The following is a 20,997-nucleotide window of genomic DNA, read 5'->3' on the forward strand; positions in this document are numbered from 1 at the left end:
CGCGAAAAGTCACTCAATGTTGGTTCATGGATTTATACGCAGAAGGAAGCCCGGCGGCGGGTACAGCTACGAAGTGGCTGTCAGAGGGAAGTTGCGATCGCCCGGGCTAGTTGGGTGTCTGACATCAGCGGCGGTGTGCTGGTCGAGCGGTAGTATCTGGAGGCTTGCTCAAACTGTGCGCCGCGAATTTCTCCATCCGACCCAATGAACGCCAGAGCGTCGGTCTTCGCCGATTTGAAAACCTTTGGCGGCTCGGTCGTGAGGGATGTGGTCGCTCCAATTAAAATGGTTGGCGCGGAGATTGTGAGAAATATTGCGGCAGCGATAGGGTTTGCGCCATCACCTGATAGGGCCTGCGTGCTGACCGATGCCAGTAGGGCTATCGCCAGGGTCTTCCATGAGTCCATTCTTCGATGCTTCCATTGCGCTCAGAGGGCGCCACCATAGCAGGGCAGGGTACTAGCCAGAAATAAGAAGCCCGGCGCTTGGCTGGGCCCCCGATTGTTCGGAATCAAGTTTCTGTAATGAATAGCCTGTGCAACTCCCCGTCCTTGAAGACCGGACGCGCACGCACCTTGAGGCTCGCGTGACTGCCCATAGCTTGTGTGTATGCGTTATTTGGAAAGGACAAGGCGACGTCAGTGATTTTGCCATGAACAGATCCTGAAAAACCTTCGATCTGGACGCGGCACACCCCTGTATCAACGCTAAGGGCGTAAATCCGAGAAATAACATAGTCGCCCGGATCGCCAACAGAAACTTCGCCATTTGATCGAATGGCTAGGGCCTCCGGCTCAGTAATCTCAACTGGATGATCGGAGTCCGCAAATTGCGTGATTTGATCGCAAGACTTACCAATTGGTGCCAAGGCATTCCGCATGGGAGACCTTGCTGCCTCAACCAATAATGGGAGCGTCGCGAGCAATTTCTCAGTCAGCCTTTCAGAGGATAGATGGGCATTATCGTTTGCCTTGATCAACCCGTTCGCCATCACGTGATTGAGGTCTGAAGACTGCTTAGCTTGCTCCCTTATGACCTCTACCAGCTCTTTCACGTCCGAGTTTCCCGATAGTGCTTTCTTGACATAGGCCAGAACCTGAGCGGTTAACCAGTCGAATGCCTTTTTATAGACATCCGCAAAAGCAGGCATCTGGTGTGTGATACCTGTAAGTATAACCAGTGTTTGCTCAAAAGATCCTTCTTTGGGAGGTGCTGAGAAGCACCTTATGTCGGACTGTTGGCGTGATGCCAAAACCTCGCCATAAATGCAGTAATGGCTGATGAGTCTATATAGCCTGGATGCTCCATCCACCGACTTCGCATACTGCCCGGCTTCCAGTAAATGGCGGTTGGCGTCTAGCCCCTCGTACTTCATGTTCATGTGACCGGTAACACCAGTCATCTCATTCCAACCGACCATTGCACATCCCTGAATTTGAAATGACTTATTCCGATTGCGTTATTTCATTCACGTGTTTCGTCCCGCCTTCACCTCACCCTCACTCCATAGAAGTGGTTCAGCGCTATCAGCTCAACCACAGCCACGAAAACGCAGAGCACAACGAAGCCTGGGCTGAAGACCCGCTTGCGGACTGATGAGCCCCAGCTAAGACCAACTGCGTCGGAATAGCCGGGGAGCATCATAAGCAACGCGATACAAGCAATGACCCCAACCTTGCTCCAGAAGCTCTGCTCTCGCCATGAGGTCGACGGCTTTCCAAGGGCGGATGGCATCAGTAGAACTTCTGCAGCGCCTGCACAACTACGCCCACGATCCGGCAGTTCTCGTCCACAGCCTCGATTGGGTAGCTCGGGTTCAGCGGCTTTAGGAACAGTCGACCGCCGTCGCTTACCAGCTTCTTGAAAGTGGCTTCGTTGCTGTCTGGCAGCTTGGCCACTACCAGCTTACCTGGTGCTACCTCAGCTTCTGTGTCCACAAGGATCAGCGTGCCCTCGGTGATGCTCTGGCCGGCGGGTGCGGTCATCGAGTCACCTTTGACCGTCAGCCAGAAAGCAGGGCCCTTCGAGTTGTATTCGGAAAACTCGTAACGGTCGGAAATGCCAACAGGGTACGGCTCGACCACCTCAGCCCATGAGCCGGCAGAAACCCAGCTGATCACTGGATAGCGGAAGCTCTGAGGATTCTGGGCAGCCAGCGATACGTTCGACTCTTCCTTTTTTGAGTCAATGACCATGGGCCCAATATCGTCCGAAAGCCAAATAGCACTCACGCCGCATATGTGGGCAAATTTTGGAAGGTGTGCGCTTTGAAGGTTCTTGCCTGTCTCCAGCTGGGAGATCAGGGGTTGCTCAACACCGGAAACCGTCGCCAGTTTTGCCTGGGTCAGCTTCGCGTGTTTCCGCGCTTCTTTTAGTCGTTCTGCAAGTGTGCTCATGCACATGAATTTATAAGTTCCCTTATTGGCTTGCAAATAAGCCTGCTTCTACTTAGGATATAAGCAGGCTTATCAGGAGGGCTCTCATATGACCCCTATCGAAAGGCTCGTCGACTTCTTCGGCGGGCAAACCAAAACCGCTTCAGCGCTCGACGTATCCCAAGCAGCAGTTTCGTACTGGGTCGCCGGGATTCACCCGATGCGTGCAGAAAAAGCTTTCAAGGCTGAAGAGTTGACCGGTGGAAAGATCACTGCGCGTGAGCTGTGCATGCCCCAGAAGCGCGCCCGATCCGCCGCCTGACATCGATGTCCGCCGATCCATTGAGCAAATGATCGCTTCTGCATCGGCAGGGCGCCACGGAAACAAATTTGAGGTTTTACGAATGGAAGACTTTTTGGATGCATGCCAGGCAGCAGTGAAGGGGAACGAGCCCAAGAATCTGGCTGCAAAGATGGGTGTTCCACACGTTGGCCTGCTCCAGCGCGCGAACCCGGACAACGAGGCCCACCACCTTACCGTGGAGCATCTGTTCGGGATTTTGCTGCACACCGGAGATATGCGCCCATTGCAGGCCCTGGCCAATGAGTTCGGCTTTGACCTGGTATCGAAGTCGGCACCAGAGCCGCAAGCGCTCACCAAATCGCTGATCAACGTAGGGAAGGAAGTTGCAGACCTGACGATCGCGGTGCACGAAGCGTTGGACGACAACCACGTCAGCACTTTTGAAAAGAGCCTGATCCGCCAGGAGATTCATCACGTACGGCAGAGCCTCGACGTGATGGATGCGTCGGTTAAGGCCGCCTGAAAGATTTCGCATGCGGAATCTTTTCTTTTACCGACACGCCAGGTTTGGGGCAGTCCCTTCCCACTATTAAGAGGAAGAGCTGAACAAAAAACCAGGCACAAAAAAGCCGACGGTCGAGGTCGGCTAATTCGATAACACTTTGTGAGGCCGATTATATGCAACCCCCACCAAATATCAATAGCAGTACCAATCTCGCGCCACGTTCTTCGCAATCCGAAAACGTGGCGCGCAATTCCTCAGTGATTCCGTTCGACTTCGACGGCGCAGCAATCCGGGTCATAACCGACAAGCTTGGCGATCCGTGGTTTGTCGCGCGCGACGTCGCTGACGCCCTCGGCTACTCCAAACCGGAGAACGCGGTGGCCCGTCACTGCAAGGCTGCGACCACTACCCCGAAACAGGGTGGTGGTTTCATGACCATCATCCCAGAGCGGGACCTGTACCGGCTGGTGATGAAGTCCAAGCTGCCGGCCGCCGAGAAGTTCGAAGAGTGGGTGGTGGGCCAGGTACTGCCGAGCATCCGCAAGACCGGCACCTTTTCCACTCAAGGCCCGAACAACTCCAAGATCGTCGGCGAACTGGCCATTCTGGAGTGCTTTGACCGCCTGCTGAAGCCCGCACCGTCCAGCAAGATGCTGATGCTGGCCAAGATCGCCGCCAACAACGATCTGGATGCGAAATTCCTCCCAGGCTACGCCGTCGACGCCGCTCCAGACGCTGCTGGCGGGTCTTCGATGCCAACCAAGGCAATCACGGCCCTTATCAAAGAACACGCAATCGCCAGCACGGCCCGCGCCTTCAACCTAGCACTGGAGGCCCACGGCCTCCTCAGGGTCATGCAGCGCAAGAACTCTAAGCAGGAAACAGTTGAGTTCTGGTCGATCACCGAGAAGGGCATGGCCTACGGCAAGAACCTCACCAGCCCTCAATGCCCCCGCGAGACGCAGCCTCACTGGTACGTGGATCGCTTCCTTGAATTGGCCGCAAAGGTCGGGAAGGCCTGACATGCAATACACCGTCACGATTAACCAGGTGAAGGCGCTGGAGTGGGGGCTGAATTCTCAGCAAGCCCTGCTGTTCGCTTTCGTCTACGGCTGCCCGAGCTGGACCAAGCCAATCAAGACCGATGACGGGATCTTCTTCGCGTTGAGCAAGGCCAAGATCACCGAGGAGCTGCCGCTGCTCACTGATAAGCCGGACACCGCTTACCGTATGTTGAAGGCCCTTGAAGAGGCCGGATTGATTGAGCTTCGCTCTGAAGCATTTCGGCTCACCGAAAAAGGCTGTGAGTGGAACCCGGACCGTATGGGCCACTTCACCGCTCACCAACCGCCGGTCCTCCCGCCCCGACGCAGGACGAACAAGAGACCAATCCCGTCTGGCCTGCGTGCTCAAGTGTTCGCTCGCGACGGTCACGCATGCCTGCGCTGCGGCTGCTCGGTGCTGATGCGCTTGAGGGCTGATCACGTCATTCCTGAAAGCCAGGGCGGAGAAGCCTCTTTGGGTAATCTTCAAACCCTTTGCATGTCCTGCAATAGCTGGAAAGGCGTAAAGACGATTGATTTTCGCGCGTTCGCCGGGGGTGCAGCATGAGCATGGGCCTTATGGTTGCTGCAATGAAGCTTCGCGTCGGCAATCCACTCCGCAAGTTGGTGCTGATCAAGTTGGCCGACAACGCCAGCGACGTAGGCGAGTGCTGGCCGTCCTATCAGCACATCGCCGATCAGTGCGAGATCAGCAAGCGTTCTGTCATGAACCACATCACCGCTTTGTGTGAGGCTGGACTGCTGCGCAAGGAGATCCGGAAGGGTGGCCCGAAGGGTAATTCGTCGAACGTTTACTTCTTGACCCTCGATGGTGGTGCACCTCCTGCACCAGGGGTAGTGCAGAAGATTCACCCGGGTAGTGCAGCAGGTTCACCCCCTAGTGAATCTCCTGCACTAGGGGGTAGTGCAGCAGTTGCACCCAGAATCAGTAACTCTCTTGAATCAGTCATGGAACCGGTCATTGAACCAATTGCACCCCCGGCTCCCGCCGAGGTTGTGCCGGCTCAGTCCCGCGGCTTGGTACTCGTTGTCGACCGCACCGATGCTCCCAAGGTCGAGATTCCCGCCGACATGCCTGGCCCCAAAGACCAATCCTGCAAAACCTTCAAGGTCTGGGCGAACTATGCCATGGCTTACCGCAAGCGCTACAGCGCCTGGCCGGTGTGGAACGCCAAGGTCGGCGGTCAGCTCGGACAACTTGTCGACCGCCTGGGCGCCGACGTTGCCCACCACGTGGCAGCCCACTTCCTGAAAACCAGCGACGCCGCCGTCCTGCGCAAGTGCCACAGCCTCAACGAACTGCTGGCCAACGCCGAGAGCTACCACACCCAGTGGGTGACCGGACAGCGCATCAACGGCACAACCGCCCGCCAGATGGAACGGACCGAGGCAAACCTCTCCGCAGCCGAGCAGGCCGCCCAGATGGTTTTGGCCAAACGCCTAGCAGGTGACCGCAATGAATACCTCTGAAATGAACGATCAGCAGGTGGCCGGGCTGGCCGCTGCCATCTGCGCAACGGCCGAGGCCATGGGCCAGGAAATGAACCCGGGGACCGCCGCGATGATGGCCGAAGACCTCTGCGCCTACCCGGTACCCGTCGTCAAAGCCGCGTTGAAAGCGTGTCGCTTCGAAGTGAAGGGCAAGCTGGCTATGGCTGACATCCTGCAGCGTGTCCAAACCTCCGACGGACGCCCAGGCAAGGACGAAGCCTGGGCTATCGCCATGACTACCAACGACGAATTTGAAACCGTGGTGCTGACCGACGAGATCCAGTTGGCCCTGGCCGCTGCGAAACCCATCCTGGATGGCGGCGACAAAATCGGTGCGCGCATGGCGTTCATCGCCGCCTACCAGCGGTTCGTGGGCCAGTCCCGCGAGGACGCGAAGCCGGTCAACTGGCACGTATCCGTAGGCTTTGACGCTAACCGTCGTGTGCAGGCTGTGACCAAGGCAATGGAGCTGAAGCGCATTCCCCACGAACACGCCCAGAAGTACCTGGCAGACCTTATCGTTGAGCCGATCACCGAGGATGGTCGTGCCATTGCAGGTCTGCTCACCGGTGCCGTCACCCGGGCAGAGCCGGCTCTCCGCGAAAAGCTCGAACTGGTGAAGTCTTCGATGCTGGAGATGCGTGCCGCCAGCACTGAGAAAAAAGACGAAATGCGAATCGAGGCTGCCAACGAGCTGGCCGACCGCCGCGCATTGCTGATCAAGCAGGCCCAGGAATTGGAAGAGAAGAGGGCGGCTCAATGACCGACAAGATCAGCGTCAACTGCCAGGCCAAGCTCACTGAGGCCATCACATGCCTGACCACCATGTACCGGGACAAGAAGTTTGTGGTGGTCTCCCTGCGCCCGGGCAAGGACCGCACCCTCGACCAGAACCGGCTGTGGTTTGGGATGTACAAGCGAATTGCCGAGATGACACAGATCGGTGACGCGGCCGACGCCCGCCGGTACTGCAAGCTTCACTTCGGTGTGCAGATTCTGCTGAACGAGGACGCTGGGTTCCAGGCCGAGTGGTACCGGGTGATGCGTCATCTGCCATACGAAACGAAGCTGGCCATGATGGGCGAATGCCATTTGTTCGGCCCTGACGGTTTCCCGGTGACCAGCCTGTTCAACCGCGCCCAGGGCATCCAGTACACCGACCGCATCGCCAATTACTTCACTGGACAAGGTGTTGTGTTCACCGATCTGCTTAGCCAGGAGGCCGCATGAGCCATAACTTCAAGCCGGGCGACCTGGCGCTGACGCTGGTTTCGAAATACCAGATTCCGGCTATGGCCACTGTGTCGCTGGTCGTGTTCATTCCTGCTGGGGAGGGTGCGATCGAGCCGGATGGCTGTTTGTGGTTCGCTCCGCACGCAGGATGGGTCGTTGGACGTGATGATGAGGACGGCTACGGATTCTTCAGGGCAGCAGACCTGATGCCATTGAGGGGCGACTTTACCCCAGAGTTGCATAAAGCCAAGGAGGCTGTATGAAGCGCACCCCACTACAGCGCAAAACCCCGCTCGCGTCCGGCGGTCCACGCCGCCGGCGCTGCCCAGCGTGCCGAGTGATGTTCGTCCCCGTCCGCGCCTCCCAGGCCGTATGCGGGGAGATCGAGTGCGCCATTGCTCATGGGCAGTCGGAGAAAGGCCGAGCGATCGCCGGGAAGGCCTTGGCAGAAGTAGGGCGCCGCGAGATCAAGGTCCGCAAGGAGAAGCTGAAGAGCAGGGCGGATCACCTGCGCGAAGCCCAGGCGGCGGTGAATGAATACGTGCGTCTCCGTGACGCGCACCTGCCCTGCATCAGCTGCGACTCCACGCCGAACGACAACGACCTCATGACCGGCAGTCGGTGGGACGCCGGGCACTACCGATCCGTCGGTGCCTGTCCGGAACTGCGCTTCGAGCCGCTCAACATCCACCGGCAATGCGTGAAGTGCAACCGCAACCTTTCCGGCAACGCAGTGGAGTACCGCATCCGCCTGGTGCTGCGCATCGGCGCCGAGAAGGTGGCATGGCTGGAAGGCCTGCACCCGCCATGCAAGTACACGGTGGAAGAGATCAAGGCCATCAAGGCCAAGTATCGGGCAATGACCAAAGAGTTGAAGAAGGGGGAGGCAGCATGAAGATCAACTCAGCGCGCCAGGCGTGGCATGACTGCAAGTACAACCCGGCACCCGGCCAGACCTCTGACGTTGTGCAGCTGGGCGTGGTGGTGCAGAACACCGAGCGCGGGCCAACGGCGAACCACGCGGCGCACGGCGCCCTGGCTGGGCATATCCAGTCGGCGATTGCTCGCCTGCACCCGCAGATCCGCGTATTCGGTGACTTCATGTACGCCGCCGAGCGGAACGACGACATCCGAGAGGCGGCGGAAGATGTCGTGTTTCGTATTGTGGTGAGCAAGTCGCCACGGATGACCGCGGCCAAGCGCGAGAAGATGGAGTTCGTGGTCAAAGGTGTTATGCGCCGGTACCAATACATGCACCAGGGCGGCCAGTCGGCCAATGAAGACCCGTTCGCCAATCCTGAGAAGTTCCGTGCATGGATGTGGCAGTTCTACGGCGTGCGCCTTGAATCTTGCGCCTGGGCTAGGGATTGGGAGCCCTGCATTCAAAGAGTTTTCGAATGCTGCGAGGATCTTGATAGGATGGCACTCAGCCCGGTAGCGGCTGTCATCTATCAAATGAAAGAGGCGGCTTGACTGTCAATGGAAGGATTAGTATTAGCTGATGTAATCAAAATTGCTGCCGGTAGCGGCGTTGTCGCTGCCTTAATTAATTCTGGAATTGGCTGGCTGAAAGAAGGTCGACAAAAAAAAGCGCAGCTCCTATTTGAAGCTCAGATTGATGCTATTCACCTGATATCGAAAATGGACGCGCTAGCTGTCGAGTGCGCGAACAATTACTGGACGTTTCACGATGCTTGGGGCCAGGCTCGTGGTTCTTTGCAGCAGGGGGATGTCCCAGGGTGTAATAAGCCTGTATTGCTCGTCGAGCCGATTAGTATTTCCAAGATAGACCGAGCGATCGCATGTCAAATCGCCTGGTTAGAAAATGATATTCGACTTGGAAATGACGAAATTAGATCACGCTGGGAAGCCTACCTCGACACAGATGATGCAGTGGAAGCTGATGCCGACCTCGTGGGGTATTTTGGGTATCAGGCATTGTTGATCGCTCGGGCGCTTCGCGCAAAATACAGCTTGAATTATCAAGGCGCAAAATGGGGTATGCCTCGAATTGAATCTCAGTTGCTGGAGTGCTCAGAGCGAGCGAAAAAATTCTTCAAAGAGGACGATTGACTTCCCGCACGGCTGAGGGCATCATTTTGCCATATTGAGTATTTTGCCTACGGCAACTTCCTCCACTAACCCTGCTTTCGAGCGGGGTTTTTTGTGTCTCAAATTTCGCAGGCGAAAGACCGGAAAGACCCTCCTGCTCAATCGACGTTCGAGGATCTACCGATGACTCACATCACTCGCTGCAAAATGACTCTCCGCTCCAAAGGGCCTATTCAGGGTTCTACGGAATCGCTGACCCGCCTGCACTTCGGTGCTGTTTGGTCTGCCAATCCGGCGGAAGAAGACGCGATCTACGGAAAGTACACGCCATACGGTGAATACACCGTTAACGTGACCGCCGACCGTGCCGAGCATTTTGAAGAAGGGAAGGACTAGTACTTCGATATCTCGCCCGCTTTGTGAGTCTGCTGGGAAATTTCTCGGTTGAGTTCGGCACGAATATCCCGAACTCGGCCGTCAGCGAGAAGTTTTCCGCGGAGGTTCAAAACGTGACCATTTACATGTGATCTGTGCGTGCTGTAGTCGGATATCACTGCGTGTGGGATTGATACAGCCTCTACCACCTCATATGACTCGCTGAAAATAACTGCGATCAGTTCGTCGAAATCGCCTTTATCCAAATTGCGTATTACGCCTAGCTGTCTGGATTTGTTAGTAGGGGTGGCACGCCGCGCCTTTATCTGAAATTTTTTGCCGTCATCAGACACTGCATCATGGCCGGCAGCTGAATTGTTGGCGAGCATCAATCCTAGGGCTGAAGCAACCAGCCATTCAGCATAGTCACCGACGGGATTGTTCATCGTTCTCAGGACTCCACGAGTTCTGAGCTCAGCTATTACTTCCGACTGAAGCCTTAGCAAATCTTTGGTTTGGAGGTTGGCGAGATCCATCGTGCGAGAGTCCTGTAATTCAGAGCAAATAGCGACGGTTGCATTGAATAGCGCTCTGTATCGCTACCTTACACCTACAGCCCTCGGTAACGCCTGTGCGCCGACACCGGGATAGTGGGAAAACCCGCACACCTATTCAGCGCCTCGACATTGATCGAGGCCTTTTCGTTTTCGGCCCCACCACACCCATCGCTATGAGCTGGGAGTGTTGCTGGGGCCGATTCAATTTGGCAGGGCGGTGCTCGCTCAGATGAGAGCTAGGCTGTCCACCTCACGCGCAGTTTCTGGATCGACCATGCGAGAGCGGCGGAATACGCCGGTTGCCACGAGAGCATCAATGACCGGAACGGTGGATTGTCGAGTGTTGCGACTAGCTGCGTTCGCAAAGCCGCGAAGGATGAAGTCGAGACTGTGTTTTTTGATCTCATCTTGTTTGGCGTTGTCCTTGCCGACTACCAACTCCCGATCATCTCCAAATGCTTGGACAAGCTGTCGCACCGTAAACCCGGACGAGATTCGCGATTCTGGAAGAATGATCCAAATATCGAGCGGGTCAGCGATGGCTTCTTGAATCACTCGTAGCTTCACGTTCAGGGCTCGCAAGGCAGTCTCCACGGCTTCCATCTTTGATGTATGGAGGAAGTCGACCAAGCGATCCCCTTGAGTTTGAGCCAGGCCCAGGATTCGGCACAGGTCGGCCTTGCGCATATCCCGGGCCATCATCTCGTTCCACAGAGCGATTTTGGCTACGGTCACGGCGGGAAGACGAACAACGTGTTCGCCTGGCTGCGCTGGTGATGCCTGCGGAATCGCTCGGCGCTGATCGACATAGATCGACAGGGTCGTCTCAATCGCGTCCAAAGCTTCACGTATAGCGTGCTCTTTGTCGTCGCCATAGCTGTTCAGCTCTGGCAGGTCACGGCAGAACACCGCTAGACCTGGTGCGGTGTCTTGCTCAAATCGAATTGCATAGTCGTACATGGTCACTCCCTGGAGGTGATCGCTCAGCATTCAGATGTAGGTGAAGGGGCTCTCAGAGCCCCAGTTGTTTAATGATCGCCTTGCGGGTCGGTTCTGGCATTTCCTTACTGCCGTGATCCGCGAAGGTGGTCCTGTTGCCGTTTGGGGCGGTGACTTTGAAGTGGCTTCCTTTGCCAGCTTCGAAGATCACCCCTTGGGCCTTCAACCATCGTCTGAACTCGCTGAACTTCATCACCTCGCCTCGTTGTTTGGATGCGTAAACTATACAACGTTTTTGTGGTGATACAACTATTTTGTAGTATTTTATTAATCATGCCCCACGGAGTCGAGCGCATGGAGTACCTACAGCGCCTGCTCGACAAGATCGACAGGTTCGAATTGTTGATTGCAGGCCTGATTGGGGCCGTTGTTGCGAGCTGGTGGCACAAGGACGACTTGTCCGACTGGCGAGCCTGGATGGTGTTCCTGATCACTGGGGTTGCCTGCTCGCTATACCTGACGAGCATGGTCAGCGCCTACCTGAATGTCACTGAGCCCAAGATCGTTGCCGGGATTGGCTTCTTGCTGGGCACCTTCGGCGGTTCGCTCCTGGCAGCAATCAACCGAGCCATCAAAGCCGCTGACCTCTGGGCGCTTATCCGCCAGCGGTTCGGGGGAGGCAATCCACCATGAATCTTGAACTGATCAATTCCATCGCCTGCGGCCTGATCGCCGCCTGGGCGACCTGGTGTGTACTGAGCGGGAAGGTGAGGGACGGCATCCTCGGGAAGCTGATCTACTCGACGATCGCCATCACCGGCTTCGTTGTGATGGTGCGCAGCCAGAACATCTTCTTCGGCCCGACCACCGCGGGCCTGACACTGCATGTCGCCCTAGCCCTGGCTGGTGCTCGCCACATCTTCATTGTCACGTACTGGCAGCCGGTTAAAGCCTGGCTGTGCCGGATGCTGAACTGCGAGCACTGCCTGCACTGCGACAAGGCACCTGGTGGTGTCGAACGCCGGAGCAAGTAATGCGAGGGCCTACCAGCCCCCTGGAAACCACTGCCGGGCAAGGCTTACCGTCACGCGCAGTGCATGCTGACTTTGATCGCACTCCAACTGCTGATCTTCGGGCTTCGCTGGTTTGCGCCACCTAAGATTTGCCGCTAAGCCTTTGGCGTAAGTTCGCTCAAATTCGGGGCTGGCTTCTTTGGTAAGGCGCATCGCTTTCGCATAGTCCGCTTCAAGGTCATCAGGTAGCGATTCACAAGCCAGTTTGGCCTGCTGATACCTAACGGCGTACATGTAGCCGTCAGTAGGAGCTTCGTCGTAGCTGTAGCGGGATGGCTCTGAAGCGAGTGCTGGGCCAGCGAGAAGTAGCGCAGAGAGATACAGGCGTCCGTGCATGGGTTCGAAGTCTCGAAAAAATCAAAGTCAGCGGAGTATACCCGGCTCATCCGCGCCACGTTTTCGAATGCGCCAAATCGTGGCGCGAGGTTCTGCAGATGAGCAACGTCACCCGACTGCGCCACGCGCTACCGATGAGCCCGGACATCAACAAGGCAGTGAGCGCTCTCGACAAGGCCATTGCTGATGCCGTGGATGCTGCCAAGACTGCTGGATTGCCCCAGGGACTGATTGTGAGCCTGCTCCACGGCCACGCCCATGCACAGACGCACCAAATGGTGACGCAATGACCGTAAAGGTTCTGGAGTTCAAGCGCCCCGGTGAACCGCACTCAGCCGGCGAGGCCATCTGCACCCACTGCAAACATGAATGGGTAGCTGTAGCGCCTGCGGGACAGCGGAATCTGGAATGTCCCTCCTGCAATTCCCATCGAGGCGTATTCAAGTGGCCTTACGGCCCGTCCGAGGGCGATGAGGCCTACCAGTGCAATTGCGGCTCCGACGACTTCTTCATCATGCGCCGGGGCAAGCAGGCCAATGGCGCGGTGCACTGTCGTGGTTGCGGCACAGAGGCCACTGGCTGGTTCCAGTAACTAAAGGATTACCCATGACAACCAAGAAACCCGACTGGGAGGCGATCGAACGAACCTACCCAGCCGAGATTGCAAACTTCAGGGCTTACTGAGCAGGCAAGCAACGATCCCGGGCCTCACACATTCCGGTGCGATCATGAAAATGACGACTGCTACTGCAAGCACTAAGTAAATTGTGTTTTTCATCCTTCGAGCCTCGTTGGTTAATGAGCGCTCATTAGGCCGGGCTGGCACGCGAATAGGCGGGCAATCTGCCCCTCTTTTGGGGGCGAACTCTGAATTGAGAAGGTTCTTCTGGTATGAATCGGCCGCGTCCTCCTGCGTCATTGGTCGAGCTATCCGATCTTTCGGATTTCGGCACCTGCCTGATGCCTGCCCCCGAAGTATGGGAATGGCTTCAAGCCGAGATCCTTGCCGACACTGGCAGCATTCATAACGAAGACCATGCCCACCTACTGGATGCAGGCATCCGGATCATGTGGGCGTCGTCGAGCTTCGAGAAGCAGGGTAGGACGGTCCTGGGTCAAGCCGAGCAGGTAGCGTTCCGTGCCGGTGGTTGGCAGAAAGCCCGGATGGAGCAACAAATGCGTGACTGGTTCGGCGACGTGCCGGCCTTCATCATCACCCTGGCAGCCGATTACTGCGCCCAGTGCAGCGACCTTGAGTTCTGCGCCTTGATCGAACACGAGCTGTATCACCTGGCTCATGCGACCGACAAGTACGGTCAACCAGCATTCACCCAAGACGGTGCACCGAAGATCAAGCTGCAGGGCCACGACGTCGAAGAGTTCATCGGTGTGGTCCGCCGCTACGGTGCGAGCCCTGACGTTCAAGCGTTGGTGGATGCTGCAAACAGTCCTGCTGAGGTGGGGAAATTGAACATTGCGAGGGCCTGCGGAACCTGTCTGCTGAGATCGGCCTGATTCTTGACAGGCTCTAGACGGATGAGAATTTATGGCAGCCCTGAAAAATGAGGTGAAGAGCTTCATCGTTCAGGCGCTGGCGTGCTTTGACACTCCATCCCAGGTAGTGGAAGCCGTCAAGAACGAATACGGGGTTGTGGTGAGCCGCCAGCAGGTGGAGACGCACGACCCAACCAAGTCGGCCGGGAAGGGGCTTGCGGTGAAGTGGGCGACCCTGTTTCACGACACCCGCAAGAGGTTTCGCGAAGAGACCGCAGAGATCCCAATCGCCAACCGCGCCTTCCGGCTCCGTGGCCTCGGCCGAATGGCTGAAAAGGCCGAGAACATGCGCAACCTGGCGCTGACCGCTCAACTCTACGAGCAGGCGGCCAAAGAAGTGGGCGACGTTTACGTGAATCGCCGAATCGAACCTGAGAAACCTCTGGGCTCCCAAGCGGACCAGCAGCACGCAGTTGCTGAGTACACCCTGGAGCCTGATGAGAATGTCCCCGCTACCCCGTACCTTTGATCCACCGGTAAAGCTGACGCCTAAGCAGGCGAACATTTACTGCTGGGGTTTCCAGCCTGAGGCCCGCTTCCGCGATGCGGTGTGTGGCCGGCGGTTCGGCAAGACGTTCCTGGGCAAGGCCGAGATGCGTCGTGCTGCCCGCTTGGCTGCGGAGTGGGGCGTAAGCGTCGAGGACGAGATCTGGTACGGCGCGCCTACCTTCAAGCAGGCCAAGCGCGTGTTCTGGCGGCGACTGAAGCAGGCGATCCCCGAGGCGTGGCGCGCACACCGCCCGAACGAGACTGAGTGCTCGATCACGCTCAAGTCCGGCCATGTCATGCGCGTGGTGGGGCTCGACAACTACGACAACCTGCGGGGCTCAGGTCTGTTCTTCGTCCTGGTGGATGAATGGGCAGACTGCCCGTGGGAAGCCTGGGAAGAGGTCCTGCGCCCGATGCTCTCTACCTGCCAGTATTCGATACCGGGCGTTGGCATGCGCAAGGGCGGACACGCGCTGCGCATCGGCACGCCCAAGGGCTTCAACCATTGCTACGACACGTTCCTCGATGGCCGGCCAGGCCATGAGCCCGATCATAAGAGTTGGCTGTACACCTCGCTCGACGGCGGAAACGTTCCGGCCGAAGAGCTGGAAGCTGCCCGCCGCAAGATGGATCCTCGGACCTTCCGTCAAGAATACGAGGCCAGCTTCGAGAACTACCAGGGCGTCGTCTACTACACGTTCAATCGTGAGGCGAACCGAACCAGCGAGACGATCAAGCGCGGCGAGGCGCTGCACATCGGCATGGACTTTAACGTCATGAAGATGGCCGCCGTGGTGCATGTCATCCGTGACGAGCTGCCATTGGCCCTCAGCGAGTTCTCTGAGGTGCGCGACACACCGGAGATGATCGAGAAGATCAAGCTTCGCTTCCCTGATCACAGCATTGCGATCTACCCAGACGCCAGCGGCCAGAACACGAGCAGCAAGAGCGCGAGCGAGTCTGACCTGTCACTGCTCAGGAAGGCCGGCTTCACCGTGGTGGTGGATTCGACTAACCCAGGGGTGAAAGACCGTGTCAACGCTATGTGCGCGATGTTCGCCAACACGTACGGCGAGCACCGGTACCTGGTCAACGTCGACCAATGCCCGAAATACACGCAGTGCCTGGAACGGCAGATCTACACGGAAAAGGGTGAGCCCGACAAGAAGGCCGGTTATGACCACTTGGTGGACGCCCCCGGTTACTTCATTGCCAAGCGGTACCCGATCAAAACACGCACAGGCGGAACACGCCGAATTGGAGGCTTGGCCTGATGCCAGTGCAATCGACAAACCCCGACTACGACGCGCATATCGCCGAGTGGGAGATGATGGACGACGCGCTCGAGGGTGAGTGCGCCGTGAAGCGCAACGAGCGCAACCTGCCCAAGCCGAGCGGTATGGTTGAGGCCGAGAAGATCGACGCCGCGGGTAACAAGTACCTCTACGAGAACTACACGAACCGCGCTCAGTACGAGCATTGGGTGCGCGACTCGTTGCGCTCGATGATGGGCTTGGTGTCCCGCCTAATCCCGGAGATCGAGCTGCCCAGCGGGCTGAAAGCGTTGGAGGACAACGCCACGGCGGACGGCTTCGGCCTGAAGCAGTTGTTCTTCCGCATGGTGCGCCAGGCCATTTCCCACGGCCGGGTGCCGCTGGTGGTGAACATTGACGAGAGCGGTGAACCGTATTTCTCAACGTATGCCACCCGCAACGCCATCAACTGGGACACTGCTGATCAAGGCGGCAGGCAGGACCTGGTTCTCTCGGTATTCCGCGAGTTTCGCAAGAAGGGCGGCGATCGCTACAGCCATGATTGCGATACGGTGTTCCGTGAGTTCTTCATGCTTGGCGACGTTTGCTACACCTCGGTACGCAATGAGGGCGGCGAACTGGTCGAGGAAGAGAGGCCCCTGGGCACCACTGGCACCGATAACCGACTGATCAAAGGCCTGGCCTACCTGCCAGTGATCTACTGCGGTTCCACCGACAACTCGCCGGAGGTGGACGAGGTGCCGCTGCTGACCATGGCGCGGGCCGCGCTTAAGTCCTACCAGTTGAGCGCTGACTACTTCACGTCGCTGCATCAGACCAGCCACCCGCAGCCGTGGGTCTCTGGCCTGGATGAGGCGGTGGAGTTGAGCGTTACCGGCCCATCGGCGGCATGGGATCTTGGGCCTTCCGGCTCCTGCGGCTACCTTGAGTTCCAGGGCGCCGGCATCGAAGCCGTGCGCAAGGCCATGGATGACCAGAAGAACGCCGCGCTTGAGGCGGGCGCCAAGGTCATGGACGTCGGCGGTACCGAGTCGGGCGAGGCGCGGAAGACGCGCCAGAACGATCAGCACGCCACGCTGCACAGCATCGTCATTACCGTGGCCGAGGCAGTGGAGCAGGGGCTGCGTTACGCCGCCGAGTGGAAGGGATACGACCCTAAGCAGGTCAAGTTCAAGGTAAACCCTGAGTTCGTGACCCCGGTGGTCGACGCCCAAGTGCTCGCCGAGCTGCTCAAGGGCGTGATGGCTGGAACGATCAGCGCCGACACCTACTGGCAGTACCTCACCACCGGCAAGCTGCCGGAGCGCCCATACGAAGACGAAGCCGAACTGATCAGCGATGAGCGCGAGTCGGCCGGCATCAACTTGGACAAAGACGATGCCATCGACAAACCTGGTGCAGGCGGACAGCCAACTGCTGGAGCAGACGACCCGCCACTCGGTAATGCTGGAGCGACTTAAGGCCGGCGAGGTCAAGAAGTTCGAGAAGTACCTGCGCCAGATCGACAAGCTGGTGCGGGATCAACTCACCCGCAAGGAGCTGACCACCTACAGCCGGGACCGGCTTGAGCAGTTCCTGGCGCGGGTGGACGGCAAGCTGCTGGACATCTACAAGGCCTACGGCGACCTGGTGCAGGCGGATCTGGTCGATATCGCGCTGTATGAGTCGACCTTTGAGGCCAACAGCCTAAGCAATGCGCTCTCCATCGACGCAGTGGTGCCGAGCAACGCGGTGATCCGTGCAGCGGTGTTCTCCTATCCGCTGCAGGTGAAGGGTATCGACGGCGGCAAACTGCTGAAGAGCTTCGTCAGCGGCTGGACTCGCACCGAGACGATGCGTGTCACGAACACGATCCGGCTTGGTTTCGGCCAGGGCCAGACCAATGCTCAGATCATTCAGGCGATTCGCGGTACCGCGGCGCAGAACTTCACGGACGGCGTCCTGGCGGTGAGCAACCGCAACGCCGCCTCTGTGGTGCAGACGGCAATCCAGCATGTGGCCACGACGGCTCGGATGGAGACACTGAAGGCCAACAGCGATGTGGTGCTGGGATACCGGTGGGTGTCGACGCTCGACCGCAAGACCTCGCAACAGTGCAAGGGCCTGGACGGTATGCGCTTCGACTTGGGCAAAGGTCCACTGCCGCCGGCGCACATCAACTGCCGGTCCACCACGGTGCCGACCACCAGGCTTTCGGAGATGTTCGCCAAGGGCGCCACCCGCGCTTCGGTGGGCGATAAAGGTGGGGCTCAGGTCGACGCAGGTCTGAACTATTACGAGTGGCTGGCCACGCAACCGGCGAGCTTCCAGGATCACGCCCTCGGGCCTGTCCGGGGCAAGTTGTTCCGCGATGGCGGGCTAACGCCGGAGAAGTTCGCCAAGCTGCAACTTGATAAATCGTTCAAGCCGTTGACGCTGGCACAGTTGAAGGATGCAGAGCCTGACATGTTCACCCGAGCAGGCGTTACACTCGGCGCTCAACCAGGTTGAGATAGCGCATGCAGATCATCGTTGAGGACGGGAAGGGCAGGCCAGATGCGAATAGCTTCGTCCCGCTGAAGAAGCTGATCTTCTACCGCGACTACTACGGGTTCCGGATACCTGAAGCTGAGGCTGAGCAGGTCGAACTGCTGCTGCGCGCTGCGGCCGACATCAACGGTCGCCAGTGGAAAGGGCGCAAAGCCAATCCTGAACAGGCAATGGCCTGGCCGCGGCGTGACTGCAAGATCGAATACCAAACGCTTTCCGAGACATTCGTGCCCTTTGAGCTTGAATGGGGCCAGGTGAGGCTGGCGGTCGAGCTATATGCCGCCGAGCAGGGATTCCAGATCGAAGAGCCGACGCATTGCACTGAGCCTGACGGCCGGCGCACAAGACTAAGTCGAGACACCGCAGGCTTTCGTATGCGACCACCTCCATATACATCAAGCCGGACACAGTTTGCAGATTACTTGGTGATGCGTGGTTTAAGACTTGTCAGGTAGGTTTAAACGTCCGGGGTATTGTCAGGCTTAGGTTTAGGCAAAATGAACGGAAACCCCAGAGTCCCGCTTTCGATTAGAGTCGACTCCTGAATGCATTTTTTTGGTGTTGATTTGTCGGGAAGAATTGGAGTCAGTGCTGCTATTGTTTGAGGGATTTGAGTATCGGTTTCCTGGCCAATTGTTTTGATCATTCCGTTTTCAAGGCTCACATTAAGCTTCGCTGAGCCAAGTCCACTTTTGAATTTCAGGGACCGTTGCTTGCCAGGTAGCGTGACTGCGGTCACCCCCTGTGAGCAGTCCTTATTGTTGGTAACCAAGATGTAAGGCACTGGATCGTAGTATGTAAGTCCACCCTTCCCTAGATCAATTCCAGCGCACCCTGAAATCCCTGATGCGCCAATAGCAAATAGCACTGTCTTCGCAGAATTTTGCATAGCACTCTCCTGTCGTGAGCCGACATGGCTCGGGAAGGAGTGTAGTTAGGATTCCCGCTTGTACCGGAGTTCGGACGGCGCTGCGCAATTGGGTAACAGCAATGACGCGAAAGTATCTATGCCTCGACCATGTCGGGGTTTTTTTATGCCTGCAAAGCGGGCCGACCAAACCCAAGGGGTGCACCAAGTGGCAGACGAAAACCAGATTGATCTTGAAGACCCGGCAGTTAAATCCGCGATCGCCGAAGCGGTGGAAGCGGCCACACTGGGCCTCAAGAACAAAAACACCGAGCTGCTTGGCTCGCTCCGGACCACCAAGACCGAGCTGGACGGCTTCAAGTCCCAGTTTGAAGGCCTGGACATCGCTGCCGTGAAAGGGCTGCTGACCAAGGTTGGCCAGGATGAAGAGACCAAGCTGATTGCTGAGGGCAAGCTGGACGAGGTCATCACCCGCCGCACAGAGCGCCTGCGCACCGACTACGACACCAAGCTCGCCGCCGAGAAAGCCCGTGCCGACAAGGCCGAGCAGTTCGCTGCGAAGTACAGCGACAAGGTGCTGGCCGATTCCATTCGCGCTGCTGCCATCAAGGCCGGCGCGCTCCCCGAAGCTGCTGAGGACATCATTCTTCGCGCCCGGGGCACTTTCAAACTCAGTGAAGACGGTGAGGCAATTGCCACCGACCGTGACGGCGAGGTCGTTTACGGGAAGGACGGGAAGACCCCGCTGTCGCCGCTCGAATGGGCGGAATCTCTGCGTGAAACAGCAACACACCTGTGGCCAAGGGCTCAGGGTGCCGGGCAGACCGGCGATCAAGGTGGCAAGGCCACGAAAAAGTGGGGCGAGTACACGGAAACCGAGCGCGCTGCGATCGCCCGAGACAATCCCGATCTCTTCAAGAAAATCCAGGCCACCAAAGGAACCTAATCCATGGCAACTACCCAACTGACCGACATTTTCGTCGGTGACTACTACGCCTCCCTGGCGCCGGTTAACAGCCCGGAAAAGACCGCTGTATACGAGTCGGGCATCGTGACTCGCTCCCCTGTGCTTGACGCGATCGCCTCCGGCAGCCAGGGCACCGCCGAAATCAGCTACTGGCAGGATCTCAACGCCGATGAAGCGCCGAACATCAGCAACGACGACCCGAACGACCAAGGCGAAGTCGGCAAGGTCACCCAGGACAGCATGCGTGCTCGGGTTCTGTACCTCAACAAAGGCTACGGCGTAGCTGACCTGACGGCCGAACTGGCTAACAGCGAGCCTCAGCAGCAGATCCGCAACCGCTTCGGCACCTACTGGACCCGCCAGTGGCAGCGTTACACCCTCGGCGCGTCTCGCGGCATCATTGCTTCGAACATTGCCAACAACGGCGGTGACATGGTCATCGACGCGGGCGCGACCATCAGCGCGAACGCCTTCCAGGATGCTGCGTTCACCGCGGGCGATGCCGCTGACCAGTTTGGCGCGATCGGCGTGCACTCAGTCGTGATGAACCAGATGGTCAAGCAGGATCTCATCGAGTACCTGCGCGACTCCGACGGCAAGATCATCCTGGCCACCTACCTGGGTAAGCCGGTGTTCATGGATGATGCCCTGGTATATGGCGCGGGCAAGTACCTGTCCGTGTTCTTCGGCCAGGGTGCTTTCGGCTACGGCGAAGGTACTCCGAAGGTGCCGGTAGAGCTGGAGCGTAAGCCGGGCGGCGGTAACGGTGGTGGTGCCGAAGTGCTGTGGGAGCGGAAGACCTACATCCTCCAGCCTGCCGGCTTCAGCTGGAAGGGTTCCGAAGCTCAGAACCTCAGCCCAACCGCGACTCAGTACGCCTCCGCAGGCAACTGGGAGCGTGTGTTCAGCCGCAAGCAAGTCCCGTTCGCTGCTGTGATCAGCGGTACCACCACGCCGTAACGCGGCCCACACAGCCTGGCGCCTGTGTGGCGCCGGGATGCTTTTGAGGTGA

Annotated in this window: 33 protein-coding genes and 1 pseudogene; 25 read left to right on the plus strand and 9 right to left on the minus strand. The window is 58.0% G+C overall.

Annotation, left to right across the window (positions count from 1 at the left end; translation table 11 throughout):
- Window positions 1-80 precede the first annotated feature (80 nt).
- The 4 genes from HCF10_RS08160 to HCF10_RS08170 all read right to left on the minus strand — a co-directional run bounded on the left by HCF10_RS08160 (window position 81) and on the right by HCF10_RS08170 (window position 2,402).
- On the minus strand, window positions 81-407 hold the full coding sequence (locus HCF10_RS08160; RefSeq protein ID WP_167655230.1) for a DUF2388 domain-containing protein: 327 nt from the start codon (window positions 405-407) through the stop codon (window positions 81-83).
- A gap of 104 nt (window positions 408-511) precedes the next feature.
- The gene (locus HCF10_RS08165) at window positions 512-1,420 is read right to left on the minus strand and encodes a DUF7946 domain-containing protein (protein ID WP_167655231.1); all 909 of its coding nucleotides are present in this window, start codon (window positions 1,418-1,420) and stop codon (window positions 512-514) included.
- 68 nt (window positions 1,421-1,488) lie between these two features.
- On the minus strand, window positions 1,489-1,734 hold the full coding sequence (locus tag HCF10_RS31295; protein WP_237683076.1) for a hypothetical protein: 246 nt from the start codon (window positions 1,732-1,734) through the stop codon (window positions 1,489-1,491).
- Entirely contained in the window at window positions 1,734-2,402 is a 669-nt protein-coding gene (locus HCF10_RS08170) for a LexA family protein (RefSeq protein WP_167655388.1), read from the minus strand. The genes HCF10_RS31295 and HCF10_RS08170 overlap by 1 nt, the downstream gene beginning before the upstream one ends.
- Before the next feature lie 82 nt (window positions 2,403-2,484).
- Here HCF10_RS08170 and HCF10_RS08175 point away from each other — a divergent pair, with 82 nt between their 5' ends.
- From HCF10_RS08175 to HCF10_RS08230, 13 genes and pseudogenes are all read left to right on the plus strand, one after another.
- Window positions 2,485-2,697: a transcriptional regulator gene (locus HCF10_RS08175; RefSeq protein WP_092489160.1), complete on the plus strand. Its 213-nt coding sequence runs from the start codon at window positions 2,485-2,487 to the stop codon at window positions 2,695-2,697.
- A gap of 82 nt (window positions 2,698-2,779) precedes the next feature.
- Window positions 2,780-3,202, plus strand: a complete 423-nt coding sequence (locus HCF10_RS08180; protein ID WP_167655232.1) for a phage regulatory CII family protein — start codon at window positions 2,780-2,782, stop codon at window positions 3,200-3,202.
- A 155-nt stretch (window positions 3,203-3,357) separates the two neighbouring features.
- Complete coding sequence (locus HCF10_RS08185; RefSeq protein ID WP_167655233.1) at window positions 3,358-4,206, plus strand: BRO-N domain-containing protein; 849 nt, start codon at window positions 3,358-3,360, stop codon at window positions 4,204-4,206.
- Window position 4,207: 1 nt separating this feature from the next.
- Window positions 4,208-4,505, plus strand: a pseudogene (locus HCF10_RS31300) (phage replication protein); the annotation flags it as partial.
- A 2-nt stretch (window positions 4,506-4,507) separates the two neighbouring features.
- A complete protein-coding gene (locus HCF10_RS31665; protein ID WP_272954105.1) occupies window positions 4,508-4,795 on the plus strand; it encodes an HNH endonuclease in 288 nt (95 codons plus the stop codon).
- A complete protein-coding gene (locus tag HCF10_RS08195; protein WP_167655235.1) occupies window positions 4,792-5,718 on the plus strand; it encodes a helix-turn-helix domain-containing protein in 927 nt (308 codons plus the stop codon). The genes HCF10_RS31665 and HCF10_RS08195 overlap by 4 nt, the downstream gene beginning before the upstream one ends.
- Window positions 5,705-6,502 carry a hypothetical protein gene (locus tag HCF10_RS08200; protein WP_167655236.1) on the plus strand — a complete coding sequence of 266 codons (798 nt, stop codon included), beginning with the start codon at window positions 5,705-5,707 and terminating at the stop codon, window positions 6,500-6,502. The genes HCF10_RS08195 and HCF10_RS08200 overlap by 14 nt, the downstream gene beginning before the upstream one ends.
- Window positions 6,499-6,969, plus strand: a complete 471-nt coding sequence (locus HCF10_RS08205; RefSeq protein ID WP_167655237.1) for a hypothetical protein — start codon at window positions 6,499-6,501, stop codon at window positions 6,967-6,969. Before HCF10_RS08200 ends, HCF10_RS08205 begins: the two co-directional genes overlap by 4 nt.
- A complete protein-coding gene (locus tag HCF10_RS08210; RefSeq protein WP_167655238.1) occupies window positions 6,966-7,235 on the plus strand; it encodes a hypothetical protein in 270 nt (89 codons plus the stop codon). The genes HCF10_RS08205 and HCF10_RS08210 overlap by 4 nt, the downstream gene beginning before the upstream one ends.
- On the plus strand, window positions 7,232-7,867 hold the full coding sequence (locus tag HCF10_RS08215; protein WP_167655239.1) for a recombination protein NinG: 636 nt from the start codon (window positions 7,232-7,234) through the stop codon (window positions 7,865-7,867). The genes HCF10_RS08210 and HCF10_RS08215 overlap by 4 nt, the downstream gene beginning before the upstream one ends.
- Complete coding sequence (locus HCF10_RS08220; protein WP_167655240.1) at window positions 7,864-8,445, plus strand: hypothetical protein; 582 nt, start codon at window positions 7,864-7,866, stop codon at window positions 8,443-8,445. The genes HCF10_RS08215 and HCF10_RS08220 overlap by 4 nt, the downstream gene beginning before the upstream one ends.
- Before the next feature lie 6 nt (window positions 8,446-8,451).
- Window positions 8,452-9,045: a hypothetical protein gene (locus tag HCF10_RS08225; protein WP_167655241.1), complete on the plus strand. Its 594-nt coding sequence runs from the start codon at window positions 8,452-8,454 to the stop codon at window positions 9,043-9,045.
- A gap of 162 nt (window positions 9,046-9,207) precedes the next feature.
- A complete protein-coding gene (locus tag HCF10_RS08230; RefSeq protein WP_167655242.1) occupies window positions 9,208-9,420 on the plus strand; it encodes a hypothetical protein in 213 nt (70 codons plus the stop codon).
- On the opposite strand, the gene HCF10_RS08235 is transcribed toward HCF10_RS08230, so the two are convergent.
- The 3 genes from HCF10_RS08235 to HCF10_RS08245 form a co-directional block, all read right to left on the minus strand.
- Window positions 9,417-9,935: a DUF6998 domain-containing protein gene (locus tag HCF10_RS08235; RefSeq protein WP_167655243.1), complete on the minus strand. Its 519-nt coding sequence runs from the start codon at window positions 9,933-9,935 to the stop codon at window positions 9,417-9,419. The two genes, HCF10_RS08230 and HCF10_RS08235, sit on opposite strands and share 4 nt — an antisense overlap.
- Window positions 9,936-10,181: 246 nt before the next feature.
- Window positions 10,182-10,916 (minus strand): type II toxin-antitoxin system HicB family antitoxin, encoded by a 735-nt coding sequence (locus tag HCF10_RS31960; protein ID WP_443200904.1) that lies wholly within the window; start codon window positions 10,914-10,916, stop codon window positions 10,182-10,184.
- Window positions 10,917-10,968: 52 nt separating this feature from the next.
- Entirely contained in the window at window positions 10,969-11,148 is a 180-nt protein-coding gene (locus HCF10_RS08245) for a type II toxin-antitoxin system HicA family toxin (RefSeq protein WP_167655244.1), read from the minus strand.
- A 101-nt stretch (window positions 11,149-11,249) separates the two neighbouring features.
- Between HCF10_RS08245 and HCF10_RS08250 the strand changes: the two genes are divergently transcribed.
- Window positions 11,250-11,588 (plus strand): hypothetical protein, encoded by a 339-nt coding sequence (locus HCF10_RS08250; RefSeq protein WP_010211438.1) that lies wholly within the window; start codon window positions 11,250-11,252, stop codon window positions 11,586-11,588.
- On the plus strand, window positions 11,585-11,929 hold the full coding sequence (locus tag HCF10_RS08255; protein WP_167655245.1) for a hypothetical protein: 345 nt from the start codon (window positions 11,585-11,587) through the stop codon (window positions 11,927-11,929). Before HCF10_RS08250 ends, HCF10_RS08255 begins: the two co-directional genes overlap by 4 nt.
- A gap of 9 nt (window positions 11,930-11,938) precedes the next feature.
- Here the strand turns inward: HCF10_RS08255 and HCF10_RS08260 are convergent, their stop codons facing one another.
- Window positions 11,939-12,304, minus strand: coding sequence for a hypothetical protein (locus tag HCF10_RS08260; RefSeq protein ID WP_167655246.1), 366 nt, complete (start codon window positions 12,302-12,304; stop codon window positions 11,939-11,941).
- A gap of 98 nt (window positions 12,305-12,402) precedes the next feature.
- Here HCF10_RS08260 and HCF10_RS08265 point away from each other — a divergent pair, with 98 nt between their 5' ends.
- The 8 genes from HCF10_RS08265 to HCF10_RS08300 all read left to right on the plus strand — a co-directional run bounded on the left by HCF10_RS08265 (window position 12,403) and on the right by HCF10_RS08300 (window position 18,605).
- Window positions 12,403-12,594, plus strand: coding sequence for an alkaline phosphatase family protein (locus tag HCF10_RS08265; protein WP_167655247.1), 192 nt, complete (start codon window positions 12,403-12,405; stop codon window positions 12,592-12,594).
- Window positions 12,591-12,896, plus strand: coding sequence for a hypothetical protein (locus tag HCF10_RS08270; RefSeq protein WP_167655248.1), 306 nt, complete (start codon window positions 12,591-12,593; stop codon window positions 12,894-12,896). Before HCF10_RS08265 ends, HCF10_RS08270 begins: the two co-directional genes overlap by 4 nt.
- Before the next feature lie 299 nt (window positions 12,897-13,195).
- On the plus strand, window positions 13,196-13,819 hold the full coding sequence (locus HCF10_RS08275; protein WP_167655249.1) for a putative metallopeptidase: 624 nt from the start codon (window positions 13,196-13,198) through the stop codon (window positions 13,817-13,819).
- A 31-nt stretch (window positions 13,820-13,850) separates the two neighbouring features.
- Window positions 13,851-14,327 carry a DUF2280 domain-containing protein gene (locus HCF10_RS08280; protein ID WP_167655250.1) on the plus strand — a complete coding sequence of 159 codons (477 nt, stop codon included), beginning with the start codon at window positions 13,851-13,853 and terminating at the stop codon, window positions 14,325-14,327.
- On the plus strand, window positions 14,302-15,621 hold the full coding sequence (locus HCF10_RS08285) for a phage terminase large subunit family protein (RefSeq protein ID WP_167655251.1): 1,320 nt from the start codon (window positions 14,302-14,304) through the stop codon (window positions 15,619-15,621). Before HCF10_RS08280 ends, HCF10_RS08285 begins: the two co-directional genes overlap by 26 nt.
- A complete protein-coding gene (locus tag HCF10_RS08290; protein ID WP_167655252.1) occupies window positions 15,621-17,081 on the plus strand; it encodes a DUF4055 domain-containing protein in 1,461 nt (486 codons plus the stop codon). The genes HCF10_RS08285 and HCF10_RS08290 overlap by 1 nt, the downstream gene beginning before the upstream one ends.
- On the plus strand, window positions 16,999-18,111 hold the full coding sequence (locus HCF10_RS08295) for a minor capsid protein (RefSeq protein ID WP_205885579.1): 1,113 nt from the start codon (window positions 16,999-17,001) through the stop codon (window positions 18,109-18,111). Before HCF10_RS08290 ends, HCF10_RS08295 begins: the two co-directional genes overlap by 83 nt.
- Before the next feature lie 8 nt (window positions 18,112-18,119).
- Window positions 18,120-18,605 (plus strand): DnaT-like ssDNA-binding protein, encoded by a 486-nt coding sequence (locus HCF10_RS08300; protein WP_167655253.1) that lies wholly within the window; start codon window positions 18,120-18,122, stop codon window positions 18,603-18,605.
- Window positions 18,606-18,607: 2 nt separating this feature from the next.
- Here HCF10_RS08300 and HCF10_RS08305 read toward each other — a convergent pair whose 3' ends face one another.
- A complete protein-coding gene (locus tag HCF10_RS08305) occupies window positions 18,608-19,039 on the minus strand; it encodes a hypothetical protein (RefSeq protein ID WP_167655254.1) in 432 nt (143 codons plus the stop codon).
- Window positions 19,040-19,226: 187 nt separating this feature from the next.
- On the opposite strand from HCF10_RS08305, the gene HCF10_RS08310 reads away from it, so the two are divergent.
- Both HCF10_RS08310 and HCF10_RS08315 read left to right on the plus strand, forming a co-directional pair.
- Complete coding sequence (locus tag HCF10_RS08310) at window positions 19,227-19,964, plus strand: hypothetical protein (RefSeq protein WP_167655255.1); 738 nt, start codon at window positions 19,227-19,229, stop codon at window positions 19,962-19,964.
- A gap of 3 nt (window positions 19,965-19,967) precedes the next feature.
- Entirely contained in the window at window positions 19,968-20,945 is a 978-nt protein-coding gene (locus HCF10_RS08315; RefSeq protein WP_167655256.1) for a phage coat protein, read from the plus strand.
- Window positions 20,946-20,997: the final 52 nt, after the last annotated feature.

It is taken from the genome of Pseudomonas sp. B14(2022) (genome assembly GCF_012030485.1).
Lineage (GTDB): Bacteria > Pseudomonadota > Gammaproteobacteria > Pseudomonadales > Pseudomonadaceae > Aquipseudomonas.